The organism is Streptomyces sp. NPDC051172, from assembly GCF_040682555.1.
In the GTDB taxonomy this organism is placed as follows: Bacteria; Actinomycetota; Actinomycetes; order Streptomycetales; family Streptomycetaceae; genus Streptomyces.
In genome coordinates this window covers 1-1,157 of the sequence record NZ_JBFBBE010000417.1, presented here as the reverse complement: position 1 = coordinate 1,157, position 1,157 = coordinate 1, and the positions used below count along the sequence as shown (strand labels likewise).

Below are 1,157 nucleotides of genomic sequence, written 5' to 3'. Positions count from 1 at the left end.
GCCTCGGGCAACGGCCCGCCCCGGTCCAGGTCGTCGATGTGGAACTGGCGTCCGTCCGGGTGCTCGCCGGCCTCGCCCGGGTCCTCCGACTGCGGGCCGTCCCACTCGGGCAGTTCACCCGGCGGGAACTTCTCCTTGGCCAACTGGTTGTACTCGAGCCAGGACGGGCCGTTGATGGAGGTCGAGTAGAACGGGTTGCGGACCTCGCCGTTGTCGGTCTCGCCCGTCATGGACTTCAGGTTGTTGTAGCGGCCGGTCCACACGGCGGTGGCCAGCTTGCTGGTGAATCCGACGAACCACGTGGAGGACACGTTGTCGTTCGTGCCCGTCTTGCCGCCGAACTCGTAGCCGGCGCCCTCCTCGGCGATGTTGAAGCCGGCGATGTGGCGCAGGACCGGCATCAGCTCCCGGACGTGGTCCGGGTCGATGACCTGGTCGCACTGAGGGTCGGCGACGTCGTACTGGTTGCCGACGGTGTCCGTGACCTCCAGGATGGCGCGCGGCTCGCAGTACAGGCCGTTCGCGGCGATGGCGGCGTACGCGCCGGCCAAGGACAGCGGGGCCACCGAGTCCTTGCCGAGCAGGAAGGACGGGTCGTCCGGCTGCAGCGGGGAGCTGTCCAGGGCGCGGGTGATGCCCAGCTGGGTGGTGAGGCTCGTGATGTCGCACAGGTCCAGCTGGTACGCGGTGGCGACGGTCGGGGTGTTCACGGACCAGAAGAGGCCCTCGTCCACGCGCACCTGCCGCAGCATGCCCGGGATCACGTTCTTGAACTGCCAGGTGCCGCCGATCGTGGTGTAGCCGCCCGGGCGGCACGAGGCAGCGAACCGCGTGCCCGTGGGGTAGACGTTCCGGGAGGCGTCCACGGAGTCGACCAGGCGGTTGCCGTTGCGCAGCCACGTCAGTGCCACGAAGGGCTTGAGCGTGGAGCCGGCCTGGAAGCCCTGGCCGCCACCCCACTGCTTGTCCACGTTGAAGTTCAGCGAGGTGTGGCCGAGCTCGTCCTGGATGGCGTACTCGGTGTTCTGGGCCATGGTGCGGATGTTGCCGGTGCCGGCCTCCACCGAGGTGAGCGCGTGGCCGGCACTCGGCGGGGGACCCCCTCCGATGTAAACCCACTCAATGGAAGGCGGCCCCGCCCCAAACCCGCCGCGCCC

Annotated in this window: 1 protein-coding gene; it reads right to left on the bottom strand. The window is 69.3% G+C overall.

What is annotated here, in order from left to right; translation table 11 throughout:
* A partial coding sequence (locus AB0N07_RS51590) for a penicillin-binding transpeptidase domain-containing protein (RefSeq protein WP_365847991.1) occupies positions 1-1,034 on the bottom strand: 1,034 nt, incomplete at its 3' end.
* Positions 1,035-1,157 lie beyond the last annotated feature (123 nt).